This window comes from Streptomyces sp. NBC_00525, assembly GCF_036346595.1.
GTDB lineage: Bacteria > Actinomycetota > Actinomycetes > Streptomycetales > Streptomycetaceae > Streptomyces.
On the sequence record NZ_CP107834.1, the window covers coordinates 5,377,872 to 5,403,585 of the forward strand.

Annotated in this window: 20 protein-coding genes; 10 read left to right on the forward strand and 10 right to left on the reverse strand. The window is 74.3% G+C overall.

The window, feature by feature from the left end; genetic code table 11:
- Positions 1-49: 49 nt before the first annotated feature.
- From OG710_RS24010 to OG710_RS24030, 5 genes are read right to left on the reverse strand one after another with little or no spacing between them, the layout of a single operon-like run.
- Positions 50-1,183 (reverse strand): FAD-dependent monooxygenase, encoded by a 1,134-nt coding sequence (locus tag OG710_RS24010; RefSeq protein WP_330241143.1) that lies wholly within the window; start codon positions 1,181-1,183, stop codon positions 50-52.
- 56 nt (positions 1,184-1,239) lie between these two features.
- Positions 1,240-1,809 carry a GTP-binding protein gene (locus OG710_RS24015; RefSeq protein WP_330241144.1) on the reverse strand — a complete coding sequence of 190 codons (570 nt, stop codon included), beginning with the start codon at positions 1,807-1,809 and terminating at the stop codon, positions 1,240-1,242.
- A gap of 6 nt (positions 1,810-1,815) precedes the next feature.
- Positions 1,816-2,238, reverse strand: a complete 423-nt coding sequence (locus OG710_RS24020) for a DUF742 domain-containing protein (RefSeq protein ID WP_330241145.1) — start codon at positions 2,236-2,238, stop codon at positions 1,816-1,818.
- Positions 2,235-2,666 carry a roadblock/LC7 domain-containing protein gene (locus OG710_RS24025; protein WP_330241146.1) on the reverse strand — a complete coding sequence of 144 codons (432 nt, stop codon included), beginning with the start codon at positions 2,664-2,666 and terminating at the stop codon, positions 2,235-2,237. Before OG710_RS24025 ends, OG710_RS24020 begins: the two co-directional genes overlap by 4 nt.
- Positions 2,663-5,476, reverse strand: a complete 2,814-nt coding sequence (locus OG710_RS24030) for a nitrate- and nitrite sensing domain-containing protein (RefSeq protein ID WP_330241147.1) — start codon at positions 5,474-5,476, stop codon at positions 2,663-2,665. The genes OG710_RS24025 and OG710_RS24030 overlap by 4 nt, the downstream gene beginning before the upstream one ends.
- A gap of 299 nt (positions 5,477-5,775) precedes the next feature.
- On the opposite strand from OG710_RS24030, the gene OG710_RS24035 reads away from it, so the two are divergent.
- From OG710_RS24035 to OG710_RS24065, 7 genes are all read left to right on the forward strand, one after another.
- Positions 5,776-8,793 (forward strand): Na+/H+ antiporter subunit A, encoded by a 3,018-nt coding sequence (locus OG710_RS24035; RefSeq protein ID WP_330241148.1) that lies wholly within the window; start codon positions 5,776-5,778, stop codon positions 8,791-8,793.
- A complete protein-coding gene (locus tag OG710_RS24040) occupies positions 8,790-9,416 on the forward strand; it encodes a Na(+)/H(+) antiporter subunit C (protein WP_330241149.1) in 627 nt (208 codons plus the stop codon). The genes OG710_RS24035 and OG710_RS24040 overlap by 4 nt, the downstream gene beginning before the upstream one ends.
- On the forward strand, positions 9,413-11,065 hold the full coding sequence (locus tag OG710_RS24045; protein ID WP_330241150.1) for a Na+/H+ antiporter subunit D: 1,653 nt from the start codon (positions 9,413-9,415) through the stop codon (positions 11,063-11,065). Before OG710_RS24040 ends, OG710_RS24045 begins: the two co-directional genes overlap by 4 nt.
- Entirely contained in the window at positions 11,062-11,703 is a 642-nt protein-coding gene (locus tag OG710_RS24050; protein ID WP_330241151.1) for a Na+/H+ antiporter subunit E, read from the forward strand. The genes OG710_RS24045 and OG710_RS24050 overlap by 4 nt, the downstream gene beginning before the upstream one ends.
- Positions 11,700-12,068 (forward strand): monovalent cation/H+ antiporter complex subunit F, encoded by a 369-nt coding sequence (locus tag OG710_RS24055; RefSeq protein WP_330241152.1) that lies wholly within the window; start codon positions 11,700-11,702, stop codon positions 12,066-12,068. Before OG710_RS24050 ends, OG710_RS24055 begins: the two co-directional genes overlap by 4 nt.
- Positions 12,065-12,418 carry a monovalent cation/H(+) antiporter subunit G gene (mnhG, locus tag OG710_RS24060; protein WP_111338727.1) on the forward strand — a complete coding sequence of 118 codons (354 nt, stop codon included), beginning with the start codon at positions 12,065-12,067 and terminating at the stop codon, positions 12,416-12,418. The genes OG710_RS24055 and mnhG overlap by 4 nt, the downstream gene beginning before the upstream one ends.
- Positions 12,419-12,554: 136 nt before the next feature.
- On the forward strand, positions 12,555-16,658 hold the full coding sequence (locus OG710_RS24065; RefSeq protein WP_330241153.1) for a bifunctional nitrate reductase/sulfite reductase flavoprotein subunit alpha: 4,104 nt from the start codon (positions 12,555-12,557) through the stop codon (positions 16,656-16,658).
- A gap of 30 nt (positions 16,659-16,688) precedes the next feature.
- On the opposite strand, the gene OG710_RS24070 is transcribed toward OG710_RS24065, so the two are convergent.
- Together OG710_RS24070 and modA are read right to left on the reverse strand one after the other, a co-directional pair.
- Positions 16,689-18,614: an ABC transporter permease gene (locus OG710_RS24070; protein ID WP_330241154.1), complete on the reverse strand. Its 1,926-nt coding sequence runs from the start codon at positions 18,612-18,614 to the stop codon at positions 16,689-16,691.
- Between the two features lie 39 nt (positions 18,615-18,653).
- Positions 18,654-19,436: a molybdate ABC transporter substrate-binding protein gene (gene modA, locus OG710_RS24075; protein ID WP_330241155.1), complete on the reverse strand. Its 783-nt coding sequence runs from the start codon at positions 19,434-19,436 to the stop codon at positions 18,654-18,656.
- 215 nt (positions 19,437-19,651) lie between these two features.
- Between modA and cbiE the strand changes: the two genes are divergently transcribed.
- Both cbiE and cobM read left to right on the forward strand, forming a co-directional pair.
- Positions 19,652-20,926, forward strand: coding sequence for a precorrin-6y C5,15-methyltransferase (decarboxylating) subunit CbiE (gene cbiE, locus OG710_RS24080; RefSeq protein WP_330241156.1), 1,275 nt, complete (start codon positions 19,652-19,654; stop codon positions 20,924-20,926).
- Positions 20,923-21,672 carry a precorrin-4 C(11)-methyltransferase gene (cobM, locus tag OG710_RS24085; RefSeq protein WP_111338746.1) on the forward strand — a complete coding sequence of 250 codons (750 nt, stop codon included), beginning with the start codon at positions 20,923-20,925 and terminating at the stop codon, positions 21,670-21,672. The genes cbiE and cobM overlap by 4 nt, the downstream gene beginning before the upstream one ends.
- Before the next feature lie 23 nt (positions 21,673-21,695).
- Here the strand turns inward: cobM and OG710_RS24090 are convergent, their stop codons facing one another.
- Positions 21,696-22,820 (reverse strand): cobalt-precorrin-5B (C(1))-methyltransferase, encoded by a 1,125-nt coding sequence (locus OG710_RS24090; protein ID WP_330241157.1) that lies wholly within the window; start codon positions 22,818-22,820, stop codon positions 21,696-21,698.
- 11 nt (positions 22,821-22,831) lie between these two features.
- Between OG710_RS24090 and OG710_RS24095 the strand changes: the two genes are divergently transcribed.
- Positions 22,832-23,581, forward strand: a complete 750-nt coding sequence (locus OG710_RS24095) for a cobalt-precorrin-6A reductase (RefSeq protein WP_330241158.1) — start codon at positions 22,832-22,834, stop codon at positions 23,579-23,581.
- Here OG710_RS24095 and OG710_RS24100 read toward each other — a convergent pair.
- Positions 23,566-25,074: a precorrin-2 C(20)-methyltransferase gene (locus tag OG710_RS24100; RefSeq protein WP_330241159.1), complete on the reverse strand. Its 1,509-nt coding sequence runs from the start codon at positions 25,072-25,074 to the stop codon at positions 23,566-23,568. The two genes, OG710_RS24095 and OG710_RS24100, sit on opposite strands and share 16 nt — an antisense overlap.
- The gene (locus OG710_RS24105) at positions 25,071-25,697 is read right to left on the reverse strand and encodes a precorrin-8X methylmutase (protein ID WP_239226628.1); all 627 of its coding nucleotides are present in this window, start codon (positions 25,695-25,697) and stop codon (positions 25,071-25,073) included. Before OG710_RS24105 ends, OG710_RS24100 begins: the two co-directional genes overlap by 4 nt.
- Positions 25,698-25,714 lie beyond the last annotated feature (17 nt).

A 25,714-nucleotide genomic window follows, 5' to 3' on the forward strand; every position in this document is an offset into this window, starting at 1 on the left:
GGCCCGGACACCGGGACGGCGGGGCGCTCGCGCACCGAGTGGCTTCGGCTCAGTAGGGCTGCACCAGGACGTGCGCCGCGCCCGGAATGCCGATCTTCAGCAGCTCGTCCTCCTCCGGCGTCGTCTCGCCGCCGGTCTCCTGCTTGAGCACGGCGCGCGACATCGCCTGCACCCACATGGCGCGCGGCCGGCGCCGGGCCTCCCACGCGTCGAGCGCCGCCGCGACATCCGCCTCGGCGTCCAGCGACTCCGCCAGCACCAGCGCGTCCTCCACGGCCATCGCCGCCCCCTGCGCGATGTGCGGGGTGCTGGCGTGCGCGGCGTCGCCGGCCAGGACCACCCGGCCCACGTGCCACGGCTCCTCGACCGTCACCTGCGAGATCCGCGAGTACACCACGCTCTCCGGGCCGGTGACCGCGTCCAGCGCCTCCGCGACCGGACCGGAGAACATCACCAGCCGCTCCTTGAGCTGCTCGTGCGCCCGCTCCGGGTCCGGCCGGAACTCCGCGGCCTCGGCGAAGACCGTGCCCAGGTACATCAGCTCGTCCGTGATCGGGGTGAGCAGCGCCTTGGCGGCCTGGCCCGCGGTGCCCATGACGACGCCCCGCACCTGCTCCTGCCGGGGCACGGTGACCCGCCAGTTGGCGAAGCCGGTGTACTCGGGGACGTAGCGGTCGCCGTACAGCCGGGTGCGCAGCGGCGAGCCGATGCCGTCGAAGCCGACGACGAGGTCCCAGCGGCCGGTCGAGCCGTCGGACAGGGTGACGTCCACGCCCTCGCCGTCGTCGGTGAGGTCGGTGATGGTCGAGCCGAAGCGGATCTTCGCGCCGGCCGCCGAGGCCGCCGCGCCCAGGACCTGTGCGAGCGCCGGGCGGGGGATGCCGTTGTTGGAGGGGGCGTCGCCCATGCGGGGCTGCGGTATCTCGGCCAGGGTGTTGCCGGCCGGGTCCGCGATGGTCAGCACCTCCCACTCGAAGCCGGCCTCCAGGCACGCGTCGAGGACCCCGATCTCACGCATGACGTGCAGGGCGTTGGACGGCTGGATGATGCCGACGCCCAGGGCGTCGAGCCGGTCGCGCAGTTCGGCGACCTCGACGGTGTGGCCGCGCCGGGCCAGGGCGGTGGCGAGCGTCAGCCCGCCGATGCCGCCGCCGTGGATCAGGACGCGCAGGGGTGTTGCCATGGGAAGTCTCTCCAGAGCGGGAAGAAGGGGGAGGGGCCGGGGAAACCGGTCCCGGTTCAGCCGGCCGCCACGGGCAGGCTCATGAGGTGGTCCACGAGGGCCAGCAGCACGTCACGGCCGAACGTCCGCTCGCGCACGTCGCCGACCAGCAGCGGTACATGCGGATCGAGGTCGAGGGCGGTGCGGATCTCGTCCGGGGTGCGGGTGTTGTGGCCGTGGAAGCAGTTGATCGCGACGACGAACGGGATGTCCCGGCTCTCGAAGAAGTCGATCGACGCGAAGCTGGTCTCCAGCCGCCGGGTGTCGGCGATCACGACACCGCCGAGGGCGCCGTTGACCAGGTCGTTCCACATGAACCAGAAGCGTTCCTGGCCGGGGGTGCCGAACAGGTAGACGACGAGCTCCGGACTGACCGTGATCCGGCCGAAGTCCAGGGCCACGGTGGTGGTGTCCTTCTGCGCGACGCCGGCCAGGTCGTCGACGCCGACGCTGGCCTGGGTGAGCAGTTCCTCGGTGCGCAGCGGGGTGACCTCGCTGACCGAGCCGACGAGGGTGGTCTTGCCGACGCCGAAGCCGCCGGCTATCAGGATCTTGACGGCGGTGGGCGCCGCCTGACTGGTGGTCATGTTGGCTCAGAGTCTCCGGAGTCCGTCGCGAACAGCGGCCAGTACGCTCATGTCGGCACCGCCGGACGCGCGGGCCACCGACAGTGGGGCCCGCGCGATCAGGAGGCCGGTGGCGACCAGGTCCGCCAGCAGGATCTTGGTCACCGACACCGGCAGATCGAGACCGGCGGCGACCTCGGCGACCGCCGCCGGGTGGCGGCAGCGGTCCAGGATCATCCGGTGCTCGGGCTGGAGCCGGCCCGGTCGGGCGGCCGCTCCGTGCGCGTCGCGCGGATCGTGCGCGGTCGTCAGCACCGTGATGAGGGTGAGGTCGTCCCGCTCGGGCGCGGTCCGGCCACGGGTGATGGTGTACGGGCGCACCATGGTGCCCGCCCCGTCCTCCCCGTCGTCGAACTCGTCGCCCTCGCGGTAGGGCCAGCGCCCTATCACGCCCGCGGCCCGTTGCCGAAGGCGTCGAAGTCGCTGCGGGCCGGGGTGCTGAGCTTCTGGCCGACCTGGAGGACGAGGTTGTGCATGGCGAGCGACATGACCTCGGCGTCCACCTCCTGCGAGGCGACGACGGCCAGATGCGTGCCCTGGCCGGCCGAGATGATGAAGAGCCACAGGTCGGCCAGCTCGACGATCACCTGGTGCACGCCGCCGCCCCCGAAGAGCTGGCCCACACCTCGCGCCAGGCTCTGCTGGCCGGTGCAGATGGCGGCCAGCCGTTCGGCGTCGGCCCGTTCGACGGTGCGCGAGTGGCTGACCACCAGACCGTCGTCGGAGAGCAGCACGGCGTTGCGGGTCTCGGCCACCGAGTCGACGAGTCCGTCGAGCAGCCAGTCGAGGTCCTGGCGGGTGGCGGTTGTGCGTGTCATGTCCGTTCTTCTCCCGTGAAGAGGGGGGTGGAGGGATCGGGCTGCTTCGACGGCTCCTCGTTCGCGCGGGCGGCGCGGGAACGACGCTGGAAGGCTCCGATGGCGGCGCCGGCCCGGTGGGGTGCCGGCCGGGGCGCCGCATGGTCGGGTCGGCTCGACGGGCGGTCCGGCACGGCCGGGGCGGCCGGGGCGATCCGCAGTTCGTCGGCGAGGCTGGCCTGACGCACCCGGCGGGGGAGCGGGGGCTCCCCGCCGGGCACCGCCGGCGGGACGGGCTCCACCCGGTGGGCGTCCGGCCCGGCGACGTCCGCGTGCGGGAAGTCGGTGCCGGAGTAGCCCGCGCCGGAGTAGTCCGCGGGGCCGGGTCCGGCCGGCGGCTGGCCGGGATGTCCGGCAGCCCGTTCCGGCGGGCCGGGCAGCGTCACCGGGAAGCCGTCCGCGTCCAGGTCGTCCGACAGGTAGGTGTCCGGGTAGGACTGCTGCGGAGCGCCGTAGGGCTCGCCGGAGTCCGGATAGGTCCGGCCTGCCACCGGGTACTGCCCCTCGGCCGTCATGTACGGCTGCCCCCCGTCCGCGTACGCGTTCTGGACGGCGCCGTTGTACGTGTCGTCCTGGTGGCCGTAGGCCTGCCCGTCCGTACCGCCGTACGGGGCGTCGGCCCCGGTGTACGGCGCCTGCGCCGGCTCGGGTTCGCCGAAGGCGTGGGTCTCGGTGTGTGCGGGCTCCTCCCGGTCGGGGAGGGGCGTCTCCTGCGGCGCGCGCGGCGCGTGCAGGGCGGTCACCCCGGCGAGCGCCTGGCCGCGGCCCCGGCTGGGCAGCGCCTCGGAGTCGCGCAGCGGGGCGGGTTCCGGCGCCGGGGCGGTGTCCTCGGCCGCGGGTGCCGGAACGGCCACCGGACCGGCGTGCGGGCCGGGCACGGTGAGCGAGTCCGGGACGAGCACGACGACACGGGTACCGCCGAACGCGGAGTTGCGGAACTCCACCCGCAGCCCGTACTGGTCGGCGAGGCGCGCGATCACGTACAGACCCAGGCGGATGTCGTCGGCGTGCGCCAGCACGTCCATCCGGGGCGGCCGGCTCATCAGCTCGTTGGCCGCCGCGAGCCGGTCCTCCTCCATGCCGAGCCCGCGGTCCTCGACCTCGATGGCCAGGCCCCGGCTGACCTGCGCCGCCCGGACCTCGACGGGGCTGGGCGGCCGGGAGAACGTCAGCGCGTTCTCGATCAGCTCGGCCAGCACGTGCGAGACCGGGCCGACGGCCCGCTCGGAGAGCCAGGGGGAGCCGTCCAGGTCCAGCACGACGCGGCGGTAGTCCTGCACCTCGCCCTGGGCGGAGCGCATGACGTCCAGCAGGGCGACGGGCTTGCGCCAGCGCCGGTGCGGGGAGCCGCCCGCGAGGATCACGAGGTTCTCCTCGTAGCGCCGCAGGCGGGCGGTGAGGTGGTCGAGGTCGAAGAGGCCGTCCAGCACCTCCGGGTCCTCGTGCTTGCGCTCCAGCTCGTCCAGCTTCTTCAGCTGCTGGCCGATGAGCTGCTGGGTGCGGCGCGCGATGCGCTGGAGCAGCCGCTCGAAGCCGCGGTGCTGGTCGGCCTGTTCGACGGCCGCCCGCAGGGCACTGGTGCGGGCCAGGTCGAGCGCGTTGCCGAGCTGCGCCAGTTCGTCGGACGCGCCGTCGCCCTCGCTGCCGATGGCACGGGCCTCCGCCTCGACGTCGATGCGCTCGCCCTTGCCGAGTCGCTCGACGACCTCGGGCAGCGCCCGCTCCAGCTCCTCGGCCCGCTCCTGGAGTCCGCTGATCCGGCGGCGCAGGTTGCGGGAGAGCCGCCAGGTGAACCAGATGACGGCGATGACCGCGATCAGGCCGACGACCGTGGTCAGGACGACCTTGATCAGCAGCGAGATGACACTGTCCTTGCCCGCGGCGACCACCACGTCGGTGCGCAGCTCCATCAGCTTCACCAGCTGGGGCGTGACCTCGTCCATCGCGCCGCGCCAGTCGGCCTCCTTGGCCCCGAGGCGGACGAATCCGTCACCGTCGGGCGAGGCCTGCCGCAGGACCTGGTTCTCCACCCGGGTCTTGGTCTCCCAGGCGGAGCCGGCGAAGACCTCCTCCCACTGGGCCCTCTCGTCGTCCGGGAGGAACGGGACGACCTGCGTCGAGTACTGGAAGGACTGCGCGGAGACGGACTGCCGGACCTCGCGCAGATCGGCGGTGCTCAGCTTGCCGGAGGCCCAGCCGCGGGCCAGCAGGGCGTCCGAGCGGGAGATCATCTCCTTGGCCCAGAACTCGCTGACCAGCGGCTGCGAGAGCGTGGTGATCCGGCCGTTGTCCACATGACTGAGCGCGGTGAACAACTTCAGGTCCACGGCGATGAGGTCCGTGTAGTAGCGGTACACGGCCTTCTGCTGGTCGTTGTCGCCCTCGTCGACGAGCGTGCGCTGCGCGGGCAGCTGGGTGATCGCCGTACGGGCTCCCCGGACCGCGTCCCGGACCTCGCCGGGGGCGTCATCGGTGTCGATGTCGGAGAGGGACTGGAATCCGGCGATCGCGTCGTCGGTGAGCTTGCGCTGCTCGCGCAGGGCGTCGGTGGGACCACCGCCGCGCGCCAGCGCCTCGGCACTGAGCCGACGCTCCTCCTGAAGGTTGTAATACACGATGTTGGACGGCTGGCCGGCCTTCTGGGCCAACTGCCCCTGGGCCGCTTGCTTCTGGAAGTCGAGCAGAGTCTGACCACTGGTGACGGCCCAGAGGGCGGCCAGGGCTACACCGGGTACGACGGCCAGTACGAGCAGGGCCGTCCGCAGCGACATAGTGGTCGAGCTGCTCCGCCGTGACGCGCGCGTGCGCAGGGCATGCTCCTTGACGTGGTGCCAGTCAACGACTGGTCAAATCCGTTGGGTACGAGGACGGCTAGATATTAGTCACAGTGCAAAAACGGAATGGAACTGGGCTCACATGTGCAACATCGGTCGGGCACATGATCCCCACGGCTTGCGGCGCGCCGTACGGGTGAGGCGCGGCCGGGGATATATCTGTATTCGGTGCCCCTTGTCCGTTCCGCAGCCCTCCGCACCCCGCCCCCGGCCGACGAGCCCCGCCGCCCCGCCGTATGACCGCGTTCATCGCCGCCCACTTCGTCCTCGCGGCCTTCGCGCGCCCGCTGGTGGGACGGCTGGGCGCCCGCGCCTTCCTGGTCCTCGCGCTGCCCCCGGCCGCCACCACCTGCTGGGCGTTCACCCGCTGGGACGCCGCCGCCTCGGGCTCCGCGACCGACTGGACCTGGGCCTGGCTGCCCGCCTACGACGTCTCCGTCTCGCTGCGCCTGGACGCCCTGGCCGAACTGATGGTGCTGCTCGCGGCCGGGGTCGGCACCCTCGTCCTGCTGTACTGCGCCTCCTACTTCAGTGACACGACGCCCCGTCTCGCCGGATTCGCCGGGAACCTCCTCGCCTTCGCCGGGGCCATGCTCGCCCTCGTCCTCAGCGACGACCTGATCACCCTCTACGTCTTCTGGGAGCTGACCACCGTCTTCTCGTACCTGCTCATCGGGTACGACAGCGAGCAGCGGCACAGCCGGCGCTCCGCCCTCCAGGCGCTGACCGTCACCACGCTCGGCGGCCTCGCCATGCTGATCGGCTTCCTGATCGTCGGCCGGCAGGCCGGCACCTACCGGATCTCCGCGATCCTCGCCGACCCGCCCCCGGCCGGCACCGCCGTCCAGGTCGCCGTCCTGCTGATCCTGTGCGGGGCCCTGTCCAAATCGGCCGTCTGGCCGTTCAGCCTCTGGCTGCCCAACGCCATGGCCGCGCCCACCCCCGTCAGCGCCTATCTGCACGCCGCCGCGATGGTCAAGGCCGGCGTCTACCTGGTCGCCCGGCTCGCCCCCGCCTTCGCCGACGTGCCCGGCTGGCGGCCCGTCGTGATGGTCCTGGGCGCCGCGACGATGCTCCTCGCCGGCTGGCGGGCCCTGCGCCTGCACGACCTCAAGATCGTCCTCGCCTACGGCACCGTCAGCCAGCTCGGCTTCCTCACCCTGCTCGCGGGCGTCGGCAACCGGGACGCCGCGCTCGCCGCCGCCGTCATGATCCTCGCCCACGCCCTCTTCAAGGCCCCGCTGTTCCTGGTCACCGGCATCGTCGACCACGCCGCCGGCACCCGTGACCTGCGCAGACTCTCCGGCGTCGGCCGCGCGCTGCCCCATGTGTGCGCCGTCGCCGTGCTCGCCGGGCTCTCCATGGCCGCTCTGCCCCCGCTGCTCGGCTTCGCCGCCAAGGAGTCCGCGTTCGAGGCGCTGCTGCACGGGGACACCGCCGACCGCTGGGCGCTCGGCATCACGGTGGCGGGCTCGGCGCTCACCGTCGCCTACACCGCCCGCTTCCTGTGGGGCGCCTTCCTGCGCAAGGCCGGCGTCCCCGACACCCCCGTGCACCGCGTCGGGCCCGCCTTCCTCGCCGCGCCCGCCGTCCTCGCGCTCTGCGGTCTGGTGCTGGGGCCCGGCGTCGGCTGGACGGACCGGCTGCTGAGCGCCTACGCCGACACCTTCCCGGTCCCCGCCCACCCCTACCACCTCGCGCTCTGGCACGGCTGGGGCACCGCCCTGCTGCTCTCCGCCGCCGCCACGGCGGGCGGCGCCGTGCTCTTCGCCGCGCGCGGCGGGGTCGCGCGGTTCTCCCGGCGCGTCGCCTGGCCCACCGCCGACGCCGTCTTCGGCCATCTGCTGCTGGGCCTGGAACGCCTCTCCCTCCAGGTCACCGGCTTCGTCCAGCGCGGCTCCCTCTCCGTCTACCTGGCCACCACCCTGCTGGTGATGCTCGCCGGACAGCTCTCCGTGCTCATCGCCGACCAGCCCTGGCGGAACGCCCCGGCGCCCCGGCTCTGGGACGTCCCGCTCCAGGGCGCCGTCGCCGCCCTGACCTGCGCGGCGGCCCTCCTCTGCCTCACCGTGCGGCGGCGCATGAAGGCCGTGGTGCTGGCCGGGCTCACCGGCTACGGGACCGCGCTGCTGTTCGTCGTGCAGGGCGGGCCCGACCTGGCGCTCACCCAGTTCTGCGTGGAAACCGTCTCGATGATCGTGTTCGTCCTGGTCCTGCGGCGGATGCCGGTCCACTTCCAGGAGTCCGTCAGCAGCTGGCGGCGGGCCGTGCGCGTCCCGGTCGCCCTGGCCGCCGCCGCCACTCTCGGCGTGGTGGTCTGGGTCGCCGCCGCCGCGCGCACCGCGCCCCCGGCCGGCGCCGCCATGGTCGAGGAGACCGCGCACCACGGCCTCAAGGACGTCGTCGCGACCATCCTGGTGGACCTGCGCGCCTGGGACACCATGGGGGAGTCCGCCGTACTCGCCGCCGCCGCGATCGGCGTGACCAGCCTCCTCTATCTGCACCGCCGCGCCGAGGGACCGGCCGCACCCGCCGACGGACCGGCCACACCCGCCGAGGGACGCGCCGCACCCGCCGAGGGACGCGCCGCACCCGCCGATCGGCCTGCCGTACCCGCCGGGGAACGCCGGCGCACCGCCTGGTCCGTGACCGGCGAACCGCTGGCCGGGGTGCCGCACGGCGACGAGGGCGCGCCCGAACGCGGCTGGCTGGCGGCCGGCGCGACCCTCGCCCCGGAACACCGGTCCGTCGTCTTCGAGGTCATCGCGCGCCTGCTGTTCCACCCGATCCTGGTGCTCTCCGTCTACCTGCTGTTCTGCGCCGAGAACATGCCGGGCGGCGGCTTCGTCGGCGGCCTGGTCGCGGGCCTCGCCCTGATCACCCGCTATCTCGCGGGCGGCCGCTTCGAACTCGCCGAGGCCGCGCCCCTGCAACCCGGCCTCTTCACCGGCCTCGGCCTCTTCCTCTCCACCGGCGTCGCCCTCCTCGGCCTCCGGGACGGAACGGTCCTGCACGCCTGGACGTACCACGGCCACCTGCCGGTCTTCGGCGACTTCGAGTTCGGTACCCCGGTCCTCTTCGACTGCGGCGTCTATCTGCTGGTCCTCGGCGTCGTCCTCGACATCGTGCGGGCCCTCGGCGCCAAGATCGACCGCCAGATCGAGCGCGTCGCCGCCGAGAAGGCCGCCGCCCGCCGGACGGGCCCGCAGACCGGACCGCAGACCGGACCGCAGACCGGGGAGGCGACCCCGTGACCGTCAGCGCCTCGCTCCTGGCCACCGCGGCCGTCCTGTGCGCGGTCGGCGGCATCCTCATGCTGACCCGGCCCCTCACCCGCATCCTGCTCGGCGCGGTCGTCGCGAGCAACGGCATCAACCTGTTCGTCCTGTCCGCCACCGGGTCCGCCGGCCGCGAACCGCTGCTCTACGGCGTCGACCTCTCCCTGGTCACCGACCCGCTGCCGCAGGCCATCGCCCTCACCGCGATCGTCATCACCCTGGCCACCACCGCGTTCCTGCTCGCCATGGCCTACCGGGGCCACCAGCTGACCGGCACCGACGAGGTCCACGACGACCTGGAGGACCGGCGCATCGTCCTGCGCGCCGAAGTACTGGACGAACGCGACGAACTGCGCGCCCGCTTCCGGGCCGACGGCGACCGCAGCGACGAGGCCCGCCGCCGCTACCGCGAGGAGCGCCGCCGGCTGCGGGCCCGGCTGCGCGCCGACCGCGCCCTCCAGGCCCGCGGCCGCGACGCCACCGGCGACCTGTGGCACGACATCCTCGGCGCCGACCCGGAGGACCGCCCCGCGACCGGGGACGGCGGCCAAAGCGGAACCACCGACCCCGACGCCCCGAGACCGGGAGACACCGGATGAACGCCCTCGTCCCGCTGCCGGTCCTGCTCCCGCTGTGCGCGACGGGCCTGAGCCTCGCCTTCGGCACCCGGCTCAAATGGTTCCAGCGCTTCGTCAGCGTCGCCGTGCTCACCGCCGTCCTCGGCCTCTCGGTCACGCTGATGATCGCCGCCGACCGGAACGGGCCGCTCTCCGTGCACCTCGGCGACTTCGCGCCGCCGCTCGGCATCACCCTCGTCGCCGACCGGCTCTCCGGGCTGATGCTGACGGTCTCGTCGGCCGTCACCCTGTGCGTCCTCGTCTACTCCCTGGGCCAGGGCATGGCCGACCGGGACGAGGAGACACCGGTCGCCGTCTTCCACCCCGCCTATCTGATCCTGGTCGCCGGGGTCTCCTGCACCTTCCTCGCCGGAGACCTGGTCAACCTCTACGTCGGCTTCGAGATCATGCTCGTCGCCAGCTTCGTCCTGCTCACCCTCGGCGGCACCGGACCCCGCATCCGCGCCGGCTCCACGTACGTGATCATCTCGCTGTTCTCCTCGATGCTGTTCCTCACCGCCATCGCCATGACGTACGCGGCGACCGGCACCGCCAACTTCGCCCAGCTCGCCGAACGCCTCCCCGGCCTCCCGCTCGGCGTCCAGACCCTCATCCAGGCCATGCTGCTCACGGTCTTCGCGATCAAGGCCGCCGTCTTCCCGCTCGCCGCCTGGCTGCCCGACTCCTACCCGACCGCGCCCGCCCCCGTGACCGCCGTCTTCGCCGGACTGCTCACCAAGGTCGGCGTCTACTGCATGCTGCGCACCGAGACCCTCCTCTTCCCCGGCAACCGGCTCGGCGACCTGCTGATGGCGGCGGCGCTCGCCTCGATGGTCATCGGCATCATGGGCGCCGTCGCGCAGACCGACTTCAAGCGGCTGCTGTCCTTCACCCTGATCAGCCACATCGGCTACATGGTCTTCGGCATCGGCCTGGCCACCCGCGACGCGTACGGTGGCGCCATCGTGTACGTCGTCCACCACATCACCGTGCAGACGACGCTGTTCCTGGTCGCCGGGCTCATCGAGCGCCGGGGCGGCACCACCGAACTCACCCGGCTCGGCGGCATCGCCCGCGCCGCCCCCGCGCTCGCCGTCCTCTTCTTCGTCCCCGCGATGAACCTGGCCGGCATCCCCCCGCTGTCCGGCTTCATCGGCAAACTGGGCCTGATGCGCGCCGGGGTCGCCGAGGGCGGGGTGTGGGCCTGGATTCTCGTCGTCGGCGCGACCGTGACGAGCCTGCTCACGCTGTACGTGATGGCCAAGGTCTGGAACCTCGCCTTCTGGCGGGCCGCCCCGCCGGGCCAGGCCGCCGCCGGCACCGTCCTGGAGTCCGACGACGACAGCGACGACGACGAGGACACCGGCCCCGACCGGGTGCCCGGCAGCGGCGACGAGGGCGTGCGCTTCCGCCACCAGCCGGCCGGGCTCGCCGTCGCCGCCACCCTCCACGGCCACGCCGTCACCACCACCAGCGTGCTGCCCCGCCCGATGACCTGGGCGACCGGCGCCGCGGTCGCCCTCGGCCTCGCCTTCACCGTGTTCGGCGGCCCGCTCACCTCCTACACCGACCGCGCCGCCGCCGAACTCATCGCCCGCACGCCCTACACCCAGGAGGTGCTCGGACGGTGAAACGCCTGGTCACCTTCTCGTTCCGGAACAAGGACCTGCCGCCCTTCAGCGCCGCGTTCGGCGGCCGCCGCCGGCGCGTCCTGGACCTGCCGCTGATCGCCTGGCTCACCTTCATCTGGGTGCTGCTCTGGTCGAGCCCGAACTGGGCCAACCTGCTGACCGGGGTCCTGGTCGCGGTGGCCGTCTGCCTCGCCTTCCCGCTGCCCAAGGTCGACCTCGGGCTGCGACTGCACCCCTGGGGCATGCTGCGGCTGGCCGGCTACCTCCTGTACGACATGTACACCTCGGGCATGAAGGTCACCCGGCAGATCCACGGCAGCAGCACGCGCCGCGCCGCCGTCATCGCCGTACCGCTGCGCTGCCGCTCCGACCTGATGCTCACCGCCGTCGCGGTCGCGGTCTCCAACGTGCCCGACAGCTCGGTCGTCGAGGTGCGCCGCGCCACCGCCACCGTCTTCGTGCACATCCTGGACGGCCGGCCCGCCGAACTGGCGGCGGCCCAGCGGTCCGTCTGGCGCACCGAGGAGCTGATCGTACGGGCCTTCGGCACCCGCGAGGAGATCGAGCGCGTCGCCGCCCCGCCCCCGCCCGCACCCCACACCGGCCCCCCGCCGGACCACCAGGAGGACAGGCCATGAGCGCGCCCCAGACCGTGGACCGGGTGCTGATCGTCGCAGCCGTCGTCCTCATCGTGATCGCCGGCGCGGCCCTGCTCGCCCGCGTCTGGCGCGGGCCCTCCATGCTGGACCGGGCCATCGCCCTGGACGTCTGCGCCGCCCTGATCATCGCCGGGCTCGGCGCCAAGTCGGCGCTCGCCCGCGACCCGTTCTACTTCCCGATCATGCTGGTGCTCGCCTTCCTCGGCTTCACCGGCTCGGTCGGCATCGCCCGCTTCATCGCCGTACGCGACCGGCCGCCCGGCCATCCGCGCCGCCCCGGCCGGAACGACGGCGGCGGCCGGAACGACGGCGGCGGCCGGAACGACGGCGGCGGCGCCTCATGAGCGTCTGGCTCCAGATCCTGGACACGGCGGGCGCGGCGCTGGTGCTGCTCGGCGCGGCGATCTGCCTGCTCGGGGTGGTCGGCATGCTGCGCCTCAAGGACGTGCTGTCGCGCAGCCACGCCGCGACGAAACCGCAGGCGCTCGGCATGCTCATCGTGCTCGCCGGGGTCGCGCTGCGGCTGCGCAGCGGCATGGACCTCGCCACGCTGGCGCTGATCGGCTTCTTCCAGCTGATGACCGGCCCCGTCGCCGCCCACCTGGTGGCCCGCTCCGCCTACCGGACCGGGCAGGTGGATCACTCCGAGCTGCTCTTCGACGACCTGGACGAGCAGCTCACCGAGGAGACCTGACCCCCCAGCGCTTCTCACAGCGGTCACCGGACCAGTGTGCGTCGAGCGTTACCACCCATGATCGGCCGGGGCCACACCCGCGTAACGGCCCCTTCCTACCGTCGAAGGACGATCCGATTCATGGAAGGTCGCCCCGGTGCCCCCACTCAGCTCGTCGGCCGACACCACTCAGGTCCGTACGGTTTGCTCGTACTGCGGGGTGGGCTGCGGCATGGTCCTCGACATCGCGTCCGGGCCGGACGGGCGCCGTACCGTCCGCAAGGCGTCGGGGGACCGGGCCCATCCCGCCAACTCCGGCCGCCTGTGCACCAAGGGCGCCACCACCGCCGACCTGCTCGCCGCGCCCGGCCGGCTGACCACCGCGCTGATGCGGCCCGCACGCGGCGCGGAGCCCGTACCGGTCGCCGTGGACGAGGCGATCGCCGCCACCGCGCGGCGGCTGCGCGCCGTCGTCGACACGCACGGGCCGGACGCCGTCGCCTTCTACATGTCCGGGCAGCTGAGCCTGGAGGCGCAGTACCTCGCCAACAAACTGGCCAAGGGGTTCATCCGGACCAACCGCGTCGAGTCCAACTCGCGGCTGTGCATGGCCAGCGCGGGCAGCGGCTACAAACTGTCCCTCGGCGCGGACGGCCCACCCGGCTCCTACGACGACCTGGACCGCGCCGACGTCTTCCTGGTCATCGGCTCCAACATGGCCGACTGCCACCCGGTCCTCTTCCTGCGCCTCCTCGACCGGGTCAAGGCCGGCGCCAGACTGATCGTGGTCGACCCCCGGCGCACCGCCACCGCCGACAAGGCCGACCTCTTCCTGCGCGTCCGCCCCGGCACCGACCTGGCCCTCCTCAACGGCCTGCTCCACCTGCTCCACGCTAACGGGCACACCGACCCCGCGTTCATCGCCGCGCACACCGAGGGCTGGGAGGCGATGCCGGAATTCCTCGCCGACTACCCGCCGGACGCGGTCGCCGCGCTCACCGGCGTCCCGGAGGAGGACCTGCGCCGCGCCGCCCGCTGGATCGGCGAGGCCGGGCAGTGGACGAGCTGCTGGACCATGGGCCTCAACCAGTCCACGCACGGCACCTGGAACACCAACGCGCTGATCAACCTGCACCTGGCGACGGGCGCCATCTGCCGTCCGGGCAGCGGCCCCCTCTCGCTCACCGGCCAGCCCAACGCCATGGGCGGTCGCGAAATGGGCTACATGGGCCCCGGACTGCCCGGTCAGCGATCGCTCCTGGACGACGAGGACCGGGCCTTCACCGAGGAGCTGTGGGGCCTGGCGCCCGGCACCCTGCGCAAGGACGAGTGCGGCCGGGGCACGGTCGAGATGTTCGAACGGATGGCGGCCGGCGACATCAGGGCGTGCTGGATCATCTGCACCAACCCGGTCGCCTCGGTCGCCAACCGGAGCACCGTCGTCAAGGCCCTGGCGGCCGCCGAACTCGTCATCACCCAGGACGCCTTCGCCGAAACGGAGACCAACGCCCACGCCGACATCATGCTGCCGGGAGCGCTGTGGAGCGAGACGGAGGGCGTACTCGTCAACAGCGAACGCAACCTCACCCTCGCCCGCCCCGCCGTCGACCCGCCCGGCGAAGCCCTCGCGGACTGGCGGATCATCGCCCGCGTCGCCCGCGCGATGGGGTACGAGGACGGCTTCACCTACGACAGCGCCGAGGACGTCTTCGAGGAGATCAAGCGCGCGGCCAACCCCCGCACCGGCTACGACCTGCGGGGCGTGACGTACGAACGGCTGCGCACCGCCCCCGTCCAGTGGCCCGCGCCCACCCCGGACGGCCCGGACCGCAACCCGATCCGCTACCTCGCCCCGGACGGCGGCGGACCGGTCTTCCCGACCCCGACCGGCCGGGCCCGCTTCTTCGCCCGCCCCCATCTGCCGCCCGCCGAACTCCCGGACGACGACTACCCCTTCGTGCTGAACACCGGGCGCGTCCCGCACCAGTGGCACACCCTCACCAAGACGGGCCGGGTCGCCAAGCTCAACCGGCTGAACCCCGGCCCGTTCGTGGAGGTGCACCCCGAGGACGCGGCCCGCCTGGGCATCGCGGAGGGGGACGCGGTGGAGGTGGCCTCGCGGCGCGGGCGGGCGGTGCTGCCGGCCGCGGTCACCGACCGGGTCGCGCCGGGCTGCTGCTTCGCGCCCTTCCACTGGAACGACCTGTTCGGCAAGGACCTCGCCGTCAACGCGGTGACGGGGGACGCGGTGGACCCGGTCTCCTTCCAGCCGGAGTTCAAGGTGTGCGCGGTGACCCTGACGAAGGCGGCAGTGCCACCCCCGCCGGCGCAGGTGCCCGAGCGGGCGCCCGCCGTCGCCTTCGGCCTGGAGAGCGCCCCGCCCCCGGTCCTCGCCGAGCACGAGCGGCAGTATCTGGTCGGCTTCCTCGCCGGTCTCGCGCTGGGCGCCCCCGGCATCCCGGTCCTCCCGCCCGACGCCCCCTTCGCCACCGAGCACGCCCGCTGGGTCAACGGCGTCCTGGCCGGCCTGTACTCGCGCGCGACCCCGCCCGCCGGAGCCGCCGCGCCCACGCCCGCACCCGAGCCCGCACCCGCCGGGCCGGCGGGGCGCGAGGTGGTCGTGCTGTGGGCCTCGCAGACCGGCAACGCCGAGGAGTTCGCCGCCGCCACCGCGGACCGGCTCACCGCCACCGGCCACCGTGCCCGCCTCCTCGGCATGGACGAGGCCGATCCGCGCGCCCTGCCCCCGGCCGCCGACCTCCTCCTGATCACCAGCACCTTCGGGGACGGCGACGCGCCCGACAACGGCTCCGGGTTCTGGACGGCCCTGACGGCCGCCGACGCCCCGCCCCTGGACGGCCGGCGGTACGCGGTACTGGCCTTCGGCGACTCCTCGTACGACGACTTCTGCGGGCACGGCCGCCGGCTGGACCGGCGCCTGGAGGAGCTGGGGGCCGTCCGCCTCGCCCCGCGCACCGACTGCGAACCCGACTACGAGCCGTCCGCGCTGCACTGGCTCGACCAGGTCCTCGCCGGCCTCGCCGGCCCGCCCGCCGGGAGCACCCCGCCCGCCGCAGGCACGCCCTCCACCGCCCCGCCGCCCGCCGGGAGCACCCCGCCGCCGGCCCCCGCCCGCGCCTCCAGGCCCGCCCCCATCGCCGCCCGCCTCGCCGGCAACCGGCTGCTCGGCCGCCCCGGCTCCGGCAAGGAGGTCCGCCGCTTCACCTTCGACACCGCCGGGACCGGCACCGCCCTGGAGTACGCCGCCGGCGACGCCCTCGGCGTCCACGCCGTCAACCCCCCGGACCTGGTCGGCGAATGGCTCTCCGTCACCGGCCTCGACGCGGGCGCGGAGATCGAGGTCCCCGGCACCGGCGGCGTCTCCCTCGGCGAGGCCCTGCACCGCCATCTGGACATCACCCGGCTCACCCCGGCCCTGCTCGGCTTCGTCACCGAACGGACCGGGGACCGGGACCTGAAGAAGATGCTGCGACCCGACAACAAGGGCGAACTCGCCCGCTGGTCCTGGGGCCGCCAGGCCGTCGACCTCCTCGCCGACCACCCGGTGAAGGCGACCCCGGAGGAATGGGCCGCGGTCCTCCGGCCCCTCCAGCCGCGCCTGTACTCCATATCGTCCAGCCCGCTCACCGACCCCGACCGGCTCTCCCTCACGGTCTCCGTCGTCCGCTACGAGAACCCGGACGGCCGGCCGCGCGCCGGGGTCTGCTCGCCGTTCCTCGCGGACGCCGCCCCCGACACACGGATACCGGTCTTCGTCCGGCGCGCCCCGCACTTCCGGCCGCCCGCCCGGCCGGACACCCCCATGGTCATGGTGGGGCCCGGCACCGGAGTCGCCCCCTTCGTCGGCTTCCTGGAGGAGCGCCGGGCCCGCCGGGACCCCGGCCCCAACTGGCTGTTCTTCGGCGAACAGCACCGGGCGACCGACTTCTTCTACGAGGAGGAGCTGACCTCCTTCCTCGCGGACGGCACCCTGACCCGGCTGGACACCGCCTTCTCCCGTGACCAGCGCGCCAAGGTCTACGTCCAGGACCGGATGCGCGAACACGGCGCCAGGCTGTGGTCCTGGCTGCGCGACGGCGCCCACTTCTACGTGTGCGGCGACGCGGCCCGGATGGCCAAGGACGTGGACCGGGCCCTGCACGACATCGCCGTCGCGCACGGCGGCCTGGAACCGGAGGCGGCGACCCTGTACCTGAAGCAGCTCGCCGCCGACAAACGGTACGTCCGCGACGTGTACTGACCGGCCGCCCGGAGGCCGCCCGCCGGCCGTTCAGAGCGCGACGAGCGTCACCTCGGTCGCCTTGACGCTCGTCCACACCGGCACCCCGTCCGCCAGGCCCAGTTCGGCGGCGGACTGCGGGGTGATCTCCGCGACCAGGTCCGGCGCCTCACCGGACCCCACCAGCACCCGCAGCCGGCTCCCGCCCGACGAGGTGATCTCGCGCACCGTCCCCGGCCACACGTTGCGCGGGCTCCCGGTGGGCCGCTCCCGGTGCACGGAGACGGCCTCGGGCGCGATGACCGCCAGCGCGGGCACCCCGGCGGGCAGCGGATCGGCGGCGACGAGCCGGCCGCCGTCCGCCGGTTCCAGGCCCTCGGCGGTGGCGGTGCCGGGCCAGGCGTTGCGGCCCAGCATCCGGGCGACCCAGGGGGAGCGCGGATGGCGGCTCACCTCGGCGGGCGGCGCGTACTGGAGCGCCCGGCCCCCGTCCAGCACGAGCACCCGGTCGGCGAGCGCGACCGCCTCCACGGGGTCGTGGGTGACGATCAGACAGACCCCGCCGAACCCGTCCAGATGGCGGCGCAGGGTGTGCCGGACGCGGGACCGGGTGGTCTGGTCGAGCGCGGCCAGCGGTTCGTCGAGCAGCAGCAGCCGGGGCCGGGCGGCCAGCGCGCGGGCCAGCGCGACCCGCTGCGCCTGCCCGCCGGAGACCTGGGCGGGCCGCCGCCCGGCGAGGTGGCCGACGCCCAGCCGGTCGAGCCATTCCCGCGCGGCGCGCCGGGCCTCGGCGCGCGGCACGCCGCAGGCGCGCAGCCCGTACGCGGTGTTGGCGAGCACGCTCAGGTGCGGGAACAGGGCGCCGTCCTGCGGCACCCAGGCGACGCCCCGGCGGTGGACGGGCAGCGCGCTGACGTCGGTGTCGCCGAGCCGGAGCCGGGCGTGGGCGCGCGGGGTGAGGCCGAGCAGGGCGCGCAGCAGCGTCGTCTTGCCGGCGCCGTTGGGGCCGACGACCGCGACGGTGGTGCCGGCCTCCGCGTCGAGGGTCAGCTCGTCGAACCCGGTGACGTCGGCGTGCAGCGGCCAGTGCCCGGCGGCGGGCCCCCGCTCTGCGGGCCCCCGCTCGACGGGCGGCGGCCCGCCAGGGGCGGCGGGCCCGTCGTCCGCCGCCTCCCGCCGGGGCGTACCCGGCCGGGGCGTCCCGGTCCAGCGCCCGCGCAGCGCCAGCAGCACCGCCATGGCGATGACGAGGAGCAGCAGGGAGACCGAGGTCGCGGCCTCCGGGCTGTCCTGGAGCAGCAGATAGACCCGCAGCGGCAGCGTCTGCGTGGTGCCGGGGAGGTTGCCCGCGAACGTGATGGTCGCCCCGAACTCGCCGAGCGCCCGCGCCCAGGTCAGCGCCGCGCCCGCAGCGAGACCGGGGGCGACCATCGGCAGCGTGACCGTGCGGAACACCCGTACCGGCGAGGCGCCCAGCGAGGCCGCCGTCTCCTCGTACCGGGGGCGCAGTCCGCCGAGCGCGCCCTCCAGGCTGATCACCAGGAACGGCATCGCGACGAAGGTCGCCGCGAGCACCGCCCCGGAGGTGTGGAAGGGCAGCGTGATGCCGAACCAGTCCTCCAGCCACGGCCCGAGCAGCCCCCGCCGGCCGAAGGCGAGGAGCAGGGCGACCCCGCCGACCGTGGGCGGCAGCACCATCGGCAGCAGCACCAGCGAGCGGACGACCGCCTTGCCGGGGAAGTCGACGCGGGCCAGCAGCCAGGCCAGCGGCACCCCGAGCAGCAGCGAGAGGAGCAGCGCCCAGCCGGAGACGATCAGCGACAGCGTCAGCGCCTCGACGGTGCCCTCACCGGTCAGATGCGCGCCCAGCTCGCCCCACGAGGTGCGGGCGAGGACACCGGCCAGCGGCAGCAGCAGAAACGCGACGGCCAGCAGCGCGGGCAGCGCCAGCACCAGCGGTGCGCGGGATCGGTTCATCGAGGTCCCCTGCCGACGTCTCGGGCTTCCGGGTTCACGTTACGGCTGCTGGAAGCCCGCGCCGGTCAGGATCTTCCGCGCCTCGGGCGAGGACAGCCACTTCACGAACGCGGCGGCGGCGTCGCCATGCCCGCTGCCGTTCAGCGTGGCGGCCGGGTAGGAGGCGACGGCGTTCTGCGCGTCCGGGATGTCCACCGCGTCCACCTTCCCGGCGGCGGACGCGACATCGGTCCGGTAGACCAGCCCGGCGTCCGCCTCGCCCAGTTCGACCTTGCTCAGGACCGCGCGCACATTCGGCTCCTGCGACACCGGCTTCACGGTGATCTTCTGGGCGTCCAGTATCTGCGCGCTGTACCGGCCCACCGGTACCTCGGGCGCGGCCAGCACCACCTTCAGCTTCGGGTCGGCCAGGTCCCGGAGGCCGCCGACCTTCTCCGGGTTGCCGGACGCGGTGGCGATGACGAGACGGTTCTTCGCGATGACGACGGGCGTCCCGGTCTCCGCCTTCAGCCCGTCCATGGTCCTGGTGTCGGCGGTGACGAGCGCGTCGGCGGGCGCGCCCTGCTTCACCTGGGCGGCCAGCTCCTGCGACCCGGCGAAGGAGAACGTCACCTCCGTCCCCGGGTGCTCCTTCTCGTACGCGGCACCCGCCTCCTCGAACACGTCGGTGAGCGAGGACGCGGCGAGGACGGTCAGTTCGGTGGACGCGTCCTCGGTGTCGTCGTTCCCGCCGCAGGCGGCCAGGGGCGTGAGCAGGCCCACGACGAGGAGGGCGGCGGCGGCGCGCCGCCGGGCGGGGGTGAGGACCTCGGAAAGCAGCATGTGCCGAAGAATAGGCGTGTTGACATGGCATGTGCAGCTTTCCATGGGAAAACACATGGCAGATGCGGGTGTGATCGGAGGATCGTCCCAACGGCGTTCCCAACGGCGTTCCCGAAGGCTCCCGCGCCCTCCCGCAGCGGGGACCTGTTCGAACACCGCCGCCGACCGGCCAGTAGAGTGCGGAGGCGCCCGCCCCCGAACCCGAGGTACCGTCCGTGACCCCCGAGCACCCCCGCCCGCCCGCAGTCACCGTGGTCGGGATCGGCGCCGACGGCTGGACGGGCCTCACCGAACCGGCGCGCACCGCCCTGCGCGACGCCCGGGTCCTCATCGGCGCCGGCCGCCAACTCGGCCTCCTGCCACCGGAGTGCACGGGCGAGCGGGTGCCCTGGCCGTCACCGCTGCGCCCCGCCGTGCCCGGCCTGCTCGCCGCCCACACCGGCCGCCGCATCGCCGTCCTGGCCAGCGGCGACCCGATGTTCTACGGGATCGGCCGCGCCCTCACCGAAGTCCTGGGCGCCGACCGGCTGCGCGTCCTGCCCCACCCCTCGTCCGTGTCCTACGCCTGCGCCCGCCTCGGCTGGCCGCTGGAGGACACCGAGGTCGTCACCCTCGTCGGCCGCCCCGCCGCCCGGCTCGCCGCCGCCCTGCACGACGGCCGCCGGCTGCTCGTCCTCAGCGCCGACGCCACCACCCCGGCCGGCATCGCCGCCCTGCTCCGGGACCGGGGCTTCGGGCCCAGCCGCCTGAAGGTCCTCGAACAGCTCGGCGGCGAGGACGAGGCGTGCGCCGAGGGCACCGCCGACACCTGGGACCGGCCGCCGGGCGACCCGCTCAACGTCGTCGCCGTCGAGTGCCGCGCCGCCCTCGGCACCCTGCGCCTCGGCGCCGTGCCCGGTCTGCCCGACGAGGCGTACGAGCACGACGGCCAGCTGACCAAGCGCCATGTCCGGGCCGTCACCCTCGGCGTGCTCGCCCCCGCCCCCGGCGAACTCCTCTGGGACATCGGCGGCGGCTCCGGCTCCATCGCCGTCGAGTGGATGCGCGCCCACCCCTCCTGCCGGGCCGTCACCGTGGAACGCGACCCGGTGCGCGCGGCGCGCATCGAGGCGAACGCCGCCCGGCTCGGCGTGCCCGGACTGCGCGTCGTCACCGGCCGCGCCCCCGGCTGCCTGGACGGACTCCCCGCCCCGGACGCCGTGTTCATCGGCGGCGGCCTCACCGCGCCCGGCCTCCTCGACGCCTGCCTCGACGCGCTGCCGCCCGGCGGCCGGCTCGTCGCCAACACGGTCACCCTGGAATCCGAGGCCCTGCTCACCGACCGCTACCGGCGCCACGGCGGCGAACTCGTCCGGCTCGCCGTGGCGCACGCGGCCCCGGTCGGCGCCTTCACCGGCTGGCGCCAGGCGATGCCGGTCACCCAATGGTCGGTACGCAAACCCGCCGGCCCCGCCCGTGCCCCCGTACAACCCCCAGGAGACGACAGATGACCGTGTACTTCATCGGAGCGGGGCCGGGAGCGGCCGACCTGATCACCGTGCGCGGCGCGCGCGTCCTCGCCTCCTGCCACGTGTGCCTGTACGCGGGCAGCCTGGTGCCCCGCGAGCTCCTCGCCGAATGCCCGGACGACGCGCGCCTGGTGGACACCGCGCAGCTCGACATCGACCGGATCACCGCCGAACTCGTCGCCGCGCACCGGGCCGGCCACGACGTGGCGCGCCTGCACTCCGGCGACCCGTCGGTGTTCAGCGCCGTCAACGAGCAGATGCGCCGCCTGGACGAGGCGGGCGTGCCCTACGAAGTGGTGCCCGGCGTCCCCGCGTTCGCGGCGGCCGCCGCCGCGCTCAAGCGGGAACTGACCGTGCCGACCGTGGGCCAGACCGTCATCCTCACCCGGATCGCCCAGCGCGCCACCGCCATGCCCGAGGGCGAGGACCTGGCGACCCTGGGCCGCAGCGGCGCGCTGATCGTGCTGCACCTCGCCGCCCGTTACGTGGACCGCGTCGTCGGGGAACTGCTGCCGCACTACGGGGCCGACTGCCCGGCCGCCGTCGTCGCCATGGCCTCCCGCCCCGACGAGCTGATCCTGCGCGGCACCCTGGACGACATCGCGGACCAGGTGAAGGCGGCCGGCGTCATCCGCACCGCCGTCATCATGGTCGGCCGCACCCTGGGCGCCGAGCAGTTCCACGACAGCCACCTCTACTCGCCCGCCCGCGACCGCCACACCTGCTGAGCGCCGGCCGGGCGCACGGGGCGTCAGCGCACCGGGCTGCGCCCCACCACCGTGCCCGCCCGGTCGATGCAGATCACGTCCACCGCCACCGGGGCGCCGCGCAGCACCGACAGCGCCTGGTCCCGCGCGGCCACGGCCACCAGATCACCCAGCGGAACACCGTGCGCCTGGCTCAGCCGCAGGGCGGCCAGGCCGGTGTTGGCGACGGCGATCTCGGCGGCCAGGGCCTCGTCGGCGCCGCCGCGCCGGGCCAGTTCGGCGAGATGCCCCTTGTCCACCTGGGAGCGCCCCGAGTGCAGGTCGAGATGACCGGCGGCCAGCTTCGACAGCTTGGCGAACCCGCCGCAGATCGTGAGCCGTTCCACCGGATGCCGCCGTACGTACTTGAGCACCGCGCCCGCGAAGTCGCCCATGTCCAGCAGCGCGATCTCCGGCAGCCCGTACACGGCGACCACCGTCTTCTCCGAGGTGGAGCCCGTGCACCCGGCGACATGGGTGCGCCCGTCCGCGAGCGCCACGTCCACGCCCCGGCGGATGGAGTCGATCCACGCCGAGCAGGAGTACGGCACCACGATCCCGGTCGTGCCCAGGATCGACAGACCGCCCAGGATGCCCAGCCGCGGATTCCAGGTGGAGCGGGCGATCTCCTCGCCGTCGTCCACCCCGATCGTCACCTCGACGTCCCCCGAGCCGCCGTGCGCCGCCGCCACCCGCGCCAGATGCTCGCCGATCATCCGGCGCGGCACCGGGTTCACGGCCGGCTCGCCCACCTCCAGCGGCAGCCCCGGCAGCGTCACCGTGCCCACACCGGGCCCGGCCCGGAACACCACCCCCGCACCCGGCGGCAGCGCCCGCACACTCACCCGTACCAGCGCGCCGTGCGTCACATCGGGGTCGTCGCCCGCGTCCTTCACCACGCCCGCCGTCGCCCGGTCCCCGGCCAGCTCCTCCACGGCCAGCGCGAACGCCGGGGTCTCGCCGCGCGGCAGCGTGACGGTCACCGGGTCCGGGAAGTCACCGCTCAGCAGCGCCGTGTACGCGGCGGTGGCGGCGGCCGTGGCACAGGCCCCGGTCGTCCAGCCGGGCCGCAGCCCGGTGTGCTTGAGTTGGGCGCCGCGCCCGCCCTTCGCCGACACGCTCTCACTCATGGATGGTCCTCGTGCACGTACTGATTCTGGGCGGGACGACGGAGGCCCGCCGGCTCGCCGAACTGCTGGTGGCCGGCCTGCCCGCCGGGAGCAGGGTCACCAGTTCGCTGGCCGGGCGGGTGGCCCGGCCCAAGCTGCCGCCCGGCGAGGTCCGCGTCGGCGGCTTCGGCGGCGCCGAAGGGCTCGCGGACTGGCTCCGCGCACACCGGGTGCACGCGCTCATCGACGCCACCCATCCTTTCGCCGGCACGATCACGTTCAACGCGGCCGCCGCGGCCGCCGCCGCCCATGTTCCTCTCCTCATGCTGCGCCGCCCCGGCTGGGTGCCCGGTGACGGCGACGACTGGCACCCGGTCGGCTCCCTGGACGAGGCGGCGGCGGCCCTGCCCGCGCTGGGGCGGCGGGTCTTCCTCACCACCGGGCGGATGGGGCTCGCCGCCTTCGCCGGGCTGGACGGCCTGTGGTTCCTCATGCGGTCCGTGGACGCGCCCGAACCGCCGTACCCGGCACGGATGGAGACCCTGCTCGACCGGGGCCCCTTCACCCTCGAAGGGGAGCGGGAGCTGATCCGCCGCCACCGCGTCGACGTCCTCGTCACCAAGGACAGCGGCGGCGCCGCGACCGCCCCCAAGCTGGCCGCCGCCCGCGAGGCCGGCCTCCCCGTCGTCGTCGTCCGCCGGCCACCGGTCCCGGCGGGGGGCGCGGTGGCCGGCACCCCGGAAGAGGCCCTGGTCTGGCTGACGGATCAGTTCTCCGGGTAGCGGCGCGGCGTCCACACGATCTGCCGCCCCTCGCCGCGCCGCTCCCAGCGGGTCTGCGAGGAACCGACGATCAGGATCGTGCGCATGTCCACATCGGCCGGGTCGAGGTCCGCCAGGCGCACGGTCCGTACGCTCTCGGCGGGCCCGCCGACGTCCCGGCCCAGGACCACGGGCGTGTCCGGCGAGCGGTGCTCAAGGAGCAGGTCCCGCGCCTTGCCGACCTGCCAGGTCCGGCTGCGCGAACCGGGGTTGTACAGCGCCAGCACCAGATCGGCCGACGCGGCCGCGGCGAGCCGCCGCGCGATGACGTCCCACGGCTTGAGCCGGTCCGAGAGCGAGATCGCCGCGTAGTCGTGGCCCAGCGGCGCCCCGGCGCGGGCCGCCGCCGCGTTGGCGGCCGTCACCCCCGGCAGCACCCGCACCGGCACGTCCGCGTACGCCTCCTGCGACGCCACCTCCAGCACAGCCGTGGCCATCGCGAAGACCCCCGGATCGCCGCCGGACACGACGGCGACGCGCCGCCCGCGCCGGGCCAGGTCGAGCGCGAACTCGGCCCGCTCCGACTCCACCTTGTTGTCGGAGCCGTGCCGGGTCTGCCCCGGCCGGACCGGCACCCGGTCCAGATACGTGGTGTAGCCGACGAGGTCGTCGGCGGCGGCCAGCGCGCCACGCGTCTCGGGCGTCAGCCACAGCGGACCGGCCGGGCCCGTGCCCACCACGGTCACCCCGCCGCCGTCCGGGGCGGGTTCGGGCCGGGCGTCGACCCGGCTCGGCAGGACGGCGACCGCGAAGTACGGCACGGAACCGGCGTCGGTGTCCGCGAGGTCGCCCAGCCGCTCCCCGGCCATCGTGGCGCGCTCGACGTAACGGGCCTCGGGCAGCCGGCCCGACGCCTCGAAGGCGCGGCGCACGGCGGGGAAGGTGCGGCCCAGCTTCATGACCACGGCGGCGTCGGTCGCGGCCAGCCGGGCGGTCAGCTCCTCCTCGGGCAGGGTGCCGGGCAGGATCGTCAGCACCTCCTCGCCCTCCGCGAGCGGGGTGCCGAGCCGGGCGGCGGCGGCGCTGACCGAGGTCACGCCGGGGATGACCTCGGTGGGGTAGCGGTCGGCCAGCCGCTTGTGCATGTGCATGTACGAGCCGTAGAACATCGGGTCGCCCTCGGCGAGCACGGCGACCGTGCGCCCCGCGTCCAGATGGGCGGCGAGCCGGGCCGCCGCCTCGGTGTAGAAGTCCTCGATGGCGCCCCGGTAGCCGCCCGGATGGTCCGTGGTCTCCGTGGTGACCGGGTAGACGAGGGCTTCCTCGATGTGGTCGGCGCGCAGGTGCTCCGCCGCGATGGACCGGGCGATGGACCGGCCGTGCCGGGCGCTGTGGTACGCGACCACGTCCGCCCCGGCGATGGCCCGCACCGCGCGCAGGGTCATCAGCTCCGGGTCGCCGGGGCCGAGCCCGACCCCGTACAGCCGTCCCGTTGTCTGCTGGCTCACGGTCACTCTTCCTCGCTGGCGATGGCGTTGAGCGCGGCGGCGGCGATGGCGCTCCCGCCGCGCCGGCCGCGCACGATCAGGTGGTCGAGCCCGGACGGGTGGGCCGCCAGGGCGTCCTTGGACTCGGCGGCGCCGACGAAGCCGACCGGCACACCGATGACGGCGGCGGGGCGCGGGGCGCCGTCCTCGATCATTTCGAGCAGCCGGAACAGGGCGGTCGGGGCGTTGCCCACGGCGACGACCGCGCCGTCGAGCCGGTCCCGCCACAGCTCCAGGGCGGCCGCCGAGCGGGTCGTGCCCAGCTCCTTCGCGAGGGCGGGCACGGCCGGGTCGGACAGGGTGCACACCACCTCGTTGTCCGCGGGCAGCCGCTTGCGGGTGACTCCGCTGGCGACCATGGCCACATCGCACAGGATGGGCGCGCCGGCCCGTAGCGCGGCGCGGGCTCGGGCGACCGCGCCGGGCGTGTAGCCGATGTCGCGTACGAGGTCGACCATGCCGCAGGCGTGGATCATCCGGACGGCGACCTGGCTCACGTCCGCGGGCAGGCCGGCGAGGTCCGCCTCCGCCCGGATGGTGGCGAAGGACTGGCGATAGATGGCCGGTCCGTCCTTCTCGTACTGATGCACAGTGGTGTCGCTCTCTT

Coding starts and splice junctions, on each gene's coding strand:
- OG710_RS24010 (WP_330241143.1), bottom strand. CDS start 1,183: ATGGCAACACCCCTGCGCGTCCTGATCCACGGCGGCGGCATCGGCGGG.
- OG710_RS24015 (WP_330241144.1), bottom strand. CDS start 1,809: ATGACCACCAGTCAGGCGGCGCCCACCGCCGTCAAGATCCTGATAGCC.
- OG710_RS24025 (WP_330241146.1), bottom strand. CDS start 2,666: ATGACACGCACAACCGCCACCCGCCAGGACCTCGACTGGCTGCTCGAC.
- OG710_RS24030 (WP_330241147.1), bottom strand. CDS start 5,476: ATGTCGCTGCGGACGGCCCTGCTCGTACTGGCCGTCGTACCCGGTGTA.
- OG710_RS24035 (WP_330241148.1), top strand. CDS start 5,776: ATGACCGCGTTCATCGCCGCCCACTTCGTCCTCGCGGCCTTCGCGCGC.
- OG710_RS24045 (WP_330241150.1), top strand. CDS start 9,413: ATGAACGCCCTCGTCCCGCTGCCGGTCCTGCTCCCGCTGTGCGCGACG.
- OG710_RS24055 (WP_330241152.1), top strand. CDS start 11,700: ATGAGCGCGCCCCAGACCGTGGACCGGGTGCTGATCGTCGCAGCCGTC.
- mnhG (WP_111338727.1), top strand. CDS start 12,065: ATGAGCGTCTGGCTCCAGATCCTGGACACGGCGGGCGCGGCGCTGGTG.
- OG710_RS24070 (WP_330241154.1), bottom strand. CDS start 18,614: ATGAACCGATCCCGCGCACCGCTGGTGCTGGCGCTGCCCGCGCTGCTG.
- modA (WP_330241155.1), bottom strand. CDS start 19,436: ATGCTGCTTTCCGAGGTCCTCACCCCCGCCCGGCGGCGCGCCGCCGCC.
- cobM (WP_111338746.1), top strand. CDS start 20,923: ATGACCGTGTACTTCATCGGAGCGGGGCCGGGAGCGGCCGACCTGATC.
- OG710_RS24090 (WP_330241157.1), bottom strand. CDS start 22,820: ATGAGTGAGAGCGTGTCGGCGAAGGGCGGGCGCGGCGCCCAACTCAAG.